This is a genomic window from Symbiopectobacterium sp. (assembly GCF_051710365.1).
Lineage (GTDB): Bacteria > Pseudomonadota > Gammaproteobacteria > Enterobacterales > Enterobacteriaceae > Symbiopectobacterium.
On record NZ_JBPETA010000169.1, the window covers coordinates 1 to 6594 of the forward strand.

The 6594-nt window shown below is 50.1% G+C and carries 4 protein-coding genes and 2 pseudogenes; 2 read left to right on the forward strand and 4 right to left on the reverse strand.

The features are described from left to right. Positions 1 to 322 precede the first annotated feature (322 nt). On the forward strand, positions 323 to 631 hold the full coding sequence (locus ACTBDZ_RS13675; protein ID WP_438815729.1) for a hypothetical protein: 309 nt from the start codon (positions 323 to 325) through the stop codon (positions 629 to 631). A gap of 56 nt (positions 632 to 687) precedes the next feature. Here the strand turns inward: ACTBDZ_RS13675 and ACTBDZ_RS13680 are convergent, their stop codons facing one another. The 4 genes and pseudogenes from ACTBDZ_RS13680 to ACTBDZ_RS13695 all read right to left on the reverse strand — a co-directional run bounded on the left by ACTBDZ_RS13680 (position 688) and on the right by ACTBDZ_RS13695 (position 3886). Beyond that, the gene (locus ACTBDZ_RS13680) at positions 688 to 1038 is read right to left on the reverse strand and encodes a DUF1283 family protein (protein WP_438815730.1); all 351 of its coding nucleotides are present in this window, start codon (positions 1036 to 1038) and stop codon (positions 688 to 690) included. A gap of 161 nt (positions 1039 to 1199) precedes the next feature. After that, positions 1200 to 1949, reverse strand: a pseudogene (gene ydfG, locus ACTBDZ_RS13685) (bifunctional NADP-dependent 3-hydroxy acid dehydrogenase/3-hydroxypropionate dehydrogenase YdfG). Positions 1950 to 2064: 115 nt separating this feature from the next. Continuing rightward, positions 2065 to 3054: a glycosyl transferase gene (locus tag ACTBDZ_RS13690; protein ID WP_438815731.1), complete on the reverse strand. Its 990-nt coding sequence runs from the start codon at positions 3052 to 3054 to the stop codon at positions 2065 to 2067. Then, entirely contained in the window at positions 3047 to 3886 is an 840-nt protein-coding gene (locus ACTBDZ_RS13695; RefSeq protein WP_438815732.1) for a mannosyl-3-phosphoglycerate phosphatase-related protein, read from the reverse strand. The genes ACTBDZ_RS13690 and ACTBDZ_RS13695 overlap by 8 nt, the downstream gene beginning before the upstream one ends. 330 nt (positions 3887 to 4216) lie before the next feature. Here ACTBDZ_RS13695 and ACTBDZ_RS13700 point away from each other — a divergent pair. Further along, positions 4217 to 6166 (forward strand): annotated as a pseudogene (locus ACTBDZ_RS13700) (methyl-accepting chemotaxis protein). The last annotated feature ends 428 nt before the right edge of the window (positions 6167 to 6594 follow it).

A 6594-nucleotide genomic window follows, 5' to 3' on the forward strand; every position in this document is an offset into this window, starting at 1 on the left:
CACAGCGCGTTGGGTTTTCCTCTGTTTTTTTGGGATTTATGAGTTCAGTATTGGTGACAGACCACCACAAGTATCCAACCTCAATTCTATTCACAAGACCATCGTTGATGTTCTCGGCGAGCGATACAGTCGAATTTATTCTTAAAGTAGGTGCGGAATGACGGTTCAAACGCGTTGTCTGGTTCAATGAGCGGCTTAATGGCGAATATTGTCGGCAGATCTACTCTACCGTTAATCTTATTGGAGAATTTGGGGATGATTTGTGCTATCGTGGCATTAATGCATTTCGAAAAAAAATCGGGTATTGAATATCAAATTGACAATGCGTAATAAAGAGGATTATACGCGTAAAGCTATCATGGATTGTACGTTAAATACCATAGCGAGTCGTGCATCTATTATTGTCTCTGCCTACGCGGCGGCATGCGCATTGCCCTTTGGCGGATACGCCGCCAGTACAATAGTGGGAATCACTATGGGGACCGCCTATACCGGATTTGCTTATGCCCATAACCAGAACAGAAAAGAATCCGTAACGGAAGCAGCGGAAATGGAAAGCATAAAAACAGAAGAAAACAAGAAAACAGAACAACGTGATGCCGTGTACATGAACGCGATGTCTGGTCTGTGATTCAGTCAAAACAAAATGCCTGGCGTTGAAGCCAGGCATAAACACAATAGACAAGATCAAGGCGTAATCGCACGACCCGTGCGGCGATCCAGGCAGCGGTCGCTATTGGCTTCCCAATAGGCATTAACGTTGCTGCTGGTATTACATTTCTCTTGCAAATCAATGGATTTGTCGAACTTATCGAATTCTTTCTCTCTGCGGTTATTCACTTTGTTACGCAGTGAACGGGTGCTATCCCATTGCTCTTTGCTTTGACGCGCCGCTTCTTTGGAGAGCGCGCTATCGCCTGATTCCACAATGATGTGGCGGGTATCTGCGAGAGCAGTAGCCTGCCATGCACCGGCCAAAACGACCAGCGACAGGGGGAACAGTGCACGTCGCAGTAATTTGAGGGTTTGATGGTTCATGTTTCATCCTGACGAACTAAAGGGTGATGACCCGCGATGTTTCCACAAACGCGCTGATTACGCGGGTGTTAGCATCGCAACAAAAACACTATAGCATTCTTGTCTGCAATAACTCTATAACACCACGCGCATCCTAATGACACCGACAGGGGAGATAAGTTTTATGCGTCGCGGTGTACGCTCAATCCCGCATAGGATTGGCTCACCGGCATCATCTCCAAGGTATTGATATTAACGTGTGCAGGCAGTGTTGCCACTCAGAACACGGCTTCAGCAACGTCCTCTGCGGTTAACGGTTGGGTGTTGTCGTAGGTTTTGGAAACCTTGTCCTCATTGCCTTTGAATCTGACCGATGAGAATTCGGTGCCGCCAACCAACCCCGGCTCGATATTGGTAACGCGCACCTGAGTGCCGAACAAATCAGCACGCAGGCCCAGGCTAAACTGACGCACAAACGCTTTGGTGGCGCCATACACGTTCCCGCCAGCATAGGGTCAGTTGCCTGCGGTTGAGCCGATATTGATCACATGGCCCTGATTGCGCTTCACCATTTCAGGCAACACGGCGCGGGTCATGTAAACCAGCCCTTTGTTATTGGTGTCGATCATCGTTTCCCAATCATCCAATTGGGTGTTATAAGCGGGCTCTAACCCAAGCGCCAACCCAGCGTTGTTGACCAGTACGTCAACATCGCGCCAGTCGGCGGGCAGGGCGGCAATCGCGCTTTCAACCGATTGACGATCGCGCACGTCAAACGTCACTGTATACACTGACTCACCCAGCTCCGCCTTCAGTGCATCCAGACGATCCTGACGTCGACCGCTGGCAATAACGCGGTGACCCGCCTGAATGAATTTACGCGTAATCGCTGTACCGAAACCCGCTGTTGCGCCAGTAACAAAAATAATCATGGTAGTCCTCACGTTTGATTCCATTAGTGCAAGCTCGTCATGATACCAAAAGGGATCATGGCGGAATGTCAGAGATGACACCAGCTTACCGGAAAAAGGCATACAGTGACTACTGTTACGCGATAGCGTTATCGGCTTCACCCGCTTGATAAAGGCGTTCCAGTATGTCAGGAAAGGCTGATTGCACCCGGTTCCAACTTGGCACGAAGGGCTTATCGCCGGGGCTTTCACTGTATACGTGGCCGGATGCGGTAATCACATCAGAGAACAACTCAACCGCCAACTCTTCACCGTGACGATCGAAAGCCAGGCCATTCATTTTGGCATCATGCTCGAAAGCATCGATCATATCCAATGCCGTACGGTAATTAGGTTGCACGCAGCACGCGGAAAGCGTCGGGCCCTGTATCGCCAGCTTGCGGTACAGGGCTTTGGTGATGTCCATGGCCATACGCTGCAATCCCGCGTCGGGGTTATCTTCGGACATTGGCTGATGTTTGTGATCGTAATTATCGGCGATATCTACCTGGCAAATGCGACTGGTCGCCGTGCCACGGTATATTTCCGACAACACACCAATTTCTAACCCCCAGTCACTCGGAATACGCAAGTTGTTAAGTACGTGGGTGCGCATCGCAAATTCGCCGGACAAGGGGTAGCGGAAGCTGCGCATGTAATCGAGATAGTCCGAATTGCCATAGACCTTTTGCAGCGACTTCAGCAGTGGAAAAACCAGGAGTCGACCGACACGTCCATTGAGTTTCTGATTGGCAACACGGGCGTAGTAACCTTTACAAAAATCATAGTGAAAGTTCGGATTGGCAACCGAGTAGAGCAGGCGGGTCAACATTTCCCGACTATAAGTGACAATGTCACAATCATGCAGTGCAATAATTACGATTTCTGTCAGGTAGTTGACCTGCGACAGCTCATCAATGATATGCGTTAACGCAGGGCCTTCCAGCTCGGAAAAGAGCGACGGCAGTATCAGTCCCATACTGTTTTGACCAGAAAAAACCTGCAACTCGTACTCCAGTTCATCGGGGTTTCTTCTAGTAAGGTTATGAAAATTAGTAATTATCCCATCCTGATAAAATTCACTCATCGCATACCTCGCGTTTGTTGTTGATGGAAATGAAATGGTCTAGACCTTCACTCCATCCCGTTGGCCCGGTGTCATGCGTGAAATAGGCTTTGCCCGTGTAAGAATCGTCCAATGTGATGTGCTGCTGGCTTTGACTCTTGATCACCACCGCATAATCGGTGCTTTGCAATAAAGCAACATCATTGGGGCCATCCCCCAAGCTTAATGTTATGGGGATAGTTTCGGTAACGTGCTGATATTGCAGACCTAGCCAACGGGCCGCACGCCCTTTACTGATGTTTTTGCCCATCATATGATAGAAGCGTCCCCCTTGTGTCAACGCTAAACCGTGGCGATCCAATTGATGGATAAAGTGTTGCAGTGCCGCGTCATCGTCGTGCCACAACAAGGGTTCGGACGCTTGACGCAGACGCGCACGTTTGGCATCGGCCAATGGCAAGCCTGTCAGCGTTGCAACGTCGGAATCAGTCAGCGTTGCAAACCCGATGAAGTTAAAGTGGTGTTCCAGACGAAGACGTTCCAGCAGAGCGCAAATCTCAACATAGCCAGTGGAAAATAGCTTACAAGGATAATCAGCATGCGTGTGCCAGTGTTCAGGCAATGCTATGCTGGCTCCGTTCTCAGCAATAAAGGGACAGTGTTCCAGCCCCAACTCACGGCGGATCAATGTGGTTTCGCAGACGGTTTTACTGGTGGTGATGATGACGGGAATAGCGTGTTGCTTCAGGCGCCGCAGCCAGGGCGCGGCGGGTTGCCAGTCGTAGGTATCGTGATCCAGCAGTGAACCATCCAGATCGCTAAAAATGAGCATGTTATCACTAAGCTCAGGCATATCGCGTCTCCTGTCATCAATACCGGAATCAACCACACCGGCAATGTGTTGGAGCAGGACCAACCCCACAAGCTGAGCCTACTGAGTCTCACAACGTGACGTAAATCACATAACAAACTGTATGTACAAATGCGTGATAATGCAAAGCGCCCTGGTTCCCAGCCCTTCCTTTTCGGAATAACCCTCATTCTGTTGTGCAGCGATCGCTATTGATTTGCATCATTATCGTTAAATTAAAGTTAAATAATGAGTTGCCGATAGACTTAGTCACAGGGAGCTCGTCGCAATGGAATGTTGATTATAGGTAGGATCAACACCAGGAGAGCCATAATGGCCATACCCGCTATTAATAAAAAAACAATGAGTACTCGTGCACAAATGTTATTGACCGGTGCGCTGACCATCGCTCTCGGTTTTACTGTGACGATTGGTGTTCTAAGTTGGCAATCGAGCCGTGAACAAAAATTTCTGGCAGAAAGCTACTTGCAGCAAATAGCGCAAAGTGAAGCGCTGAAAATTCAGCAAGAGCTTAATTATGCGCGTGATGTCGCCCACAACCTGGGACATAGCCTGATAGCGCTTCCCGCCGCTGGCGTGCAAGATCGTGCGGTTGTCGACAAGTTGATGGAGCAGGCGTTACGCTACCTGTCTATTTCTGTGATTTTCGAACCAGACGCGTTCGACGGGCGGGATGCAGAGTTTGCCACGCAACCCGGTCAGGCACCAAACGGCCGCTATGCCTGGTTTGTCGATCGCGATCAGGCTGGAAAATTCAACATGCATCCGCTGTTATCATATGCGACGCCGGGACAGGGAGATTACTATCTGCTGCCGCAAAAAAGTCAAAAAGATACGCTGATTGAACTCTATTCCTACGCCTACAACGGGGTTCCAACGCTATTGACCTCTGTGGTGTCACAGGGGAAACTGTGGGGCGTAGTAACCTCGGATATTTCTCTCGCGTCATTACAACAGCGCGTTAACCAGATAAAACCTTGGGAAGGCGGCGGCTATGCGATGTTGCTTTCCAGTGCCGGCAAAGTCATTTCCTATCCGGATAAAACGCAAACCAGCAAGGCCTGGATGGGTGAAACAGACAATTTCTCGTCGGCGGTGTTACAACATCATGATGCTATTTTGGGTGAAGATGCCTTGGTCACTTGGCAACCGGTTACCATTGGTAACAGCGCTGACAAATGGTATCTGGGCGTAGTCGCACCGGTCGATGCGGTCATGGAAGCCTCTCAGCGTCAGTTGCGAAATGCGTTGATTTTAATGGTGCTCAGCATTCTTTTTGTCAGTGCGCTGCTGGGCATGGTGTTCAACCGTAAAGTGCTGAAACCGCTCGGTGGCGAGCCGCTCGAGGCGGCAACCATCGCGTTGGCTGTCGCAGAAGGACAACTGAGCAATACCATCGTAGTACAACCCAACGATCGTAAGAGCCTGTTTTATGCGCTGAACACCATGCAAACACAGTTACGGCAGGTTGTAGGGCAAATCAAAGATGCCAGCGGTGCAGTGCGACAAGGCGAAGCAGAAATAGCCAGCGGCAATATCGATCTGGCCTCACGCACCGAGCAACAAGCCGCGGCGCTGGAACAGACCGCTGCCAGTATGGCAGCAGATCACCGCCACGGTAAAACACAACGCCAACAATGCGTATCAGGCAACGGTGCTGACCGAAAATGCCACTAAAATTGCTCTCAAAGGGGAAGGCCTGGTGAGTCAGGTAGTGAAAACCATGGCGGAAATCGATGAAGTGCCAGAAAAATCGGTGACATCACCACCATGATCAACAGCATCGCATTCCAAACCAATATCCTGGCACTGAACGCCGCTGTCGAAGCGGCACGGGCAGGGGAACAGGGAAGGGGATTTGCCGTTGTGGCTTCAGAAGTACGTAATCTGGCACAACGCAGCGCCAGCGCGGTCAAGGACATCGCCACCTTGATCGAAGAATCCAGCCAGCGCGTGGGCAGTGGCGTTCAACTGGTGAATGATGCGGGTAAAACCATGCAGGAAATGACGCAGGCGGTCAGTTCGGTACAAAGTATCATCGGTGAAATTGCCACAGCATCAGATGAGCAGGCAAAAAGCATCAGCCAGGTCAGCATTGCCGTCAATGAAATGGATGGCGTAACCAAGCAAAACTCAGCATTGGTCCAGGAGATGTCCGCAGCGGCCAGTTCGCTTGAGGAGCAATCCTTGTTGCTGGCCCAGACCATTGAGCATTTCCGTCTCAATGCAGAATCAACGCTGGCACTGCCCGGCGCACGCTAACGGTTGCTCAGCACGTCACTAACGTCCGGTATCATCCATTTATTTTTCGGATGGTACCGGTTACCACTGCGTGGTTAACCAGGAAAAACGATGCGGACCCGTAATGTATGCCATCACGCCAAGGATAAAGCAGGCGGCCAACACGTGAAAGGTAATAAGAAAATAGTAATAAAAGGGGGATTGCGCTTTGTGCACATAGTTACGTTTTGATGTGCCCTTGAGTACTTCTGTTCTGAGCGCCTTAATCACATCATGAGCCAGACTGCATGCGGTTAAGACGCCGGCGACAACAATCCAATACTCTGTACTAGCTCAGACCTGATCTGACAGTTACCGGTTATTTATACAGGTGTCTGTCAGATTAAATCTGGTTCAGATTTTTTTCTGCCCAGACCCGTTTACCATCAAGTAATGTTGCCATTGGCGTG

Bases quoted from the DNA above. Each gene is read 5' to 3' on its own strand.
- ACTBDZ_RS13675 (WP_438815729.1), top strand. From the start codon at position 323: ATGCGTAATAAAGAGGATTATACGCGTAAAGCTATCATGGATTGTACG.
- ACTBDZ_RS13680 (WP_438815730.1), bottom strand. From the start codon at position 1,038: ATGAACCATCAAACCCTCAAATTACTGCGACGTGCACTGTTCCCCCTG.
- ACTBDZ_RS13695 (WP_438815732.1), bottom strand. From the start codon at position 3,886: ATGCCTGAGCTTAGTGATAACATGCTCATTTTTAGCGATCTGGATGGT.
- ACTBDZ_RS13690 (WP_438815731.1), bottom strand. From the start codon at position 3,054: ATGAGTGAATTTTATCAGGATGGGATAATTACTAATTTTCATAACCTT.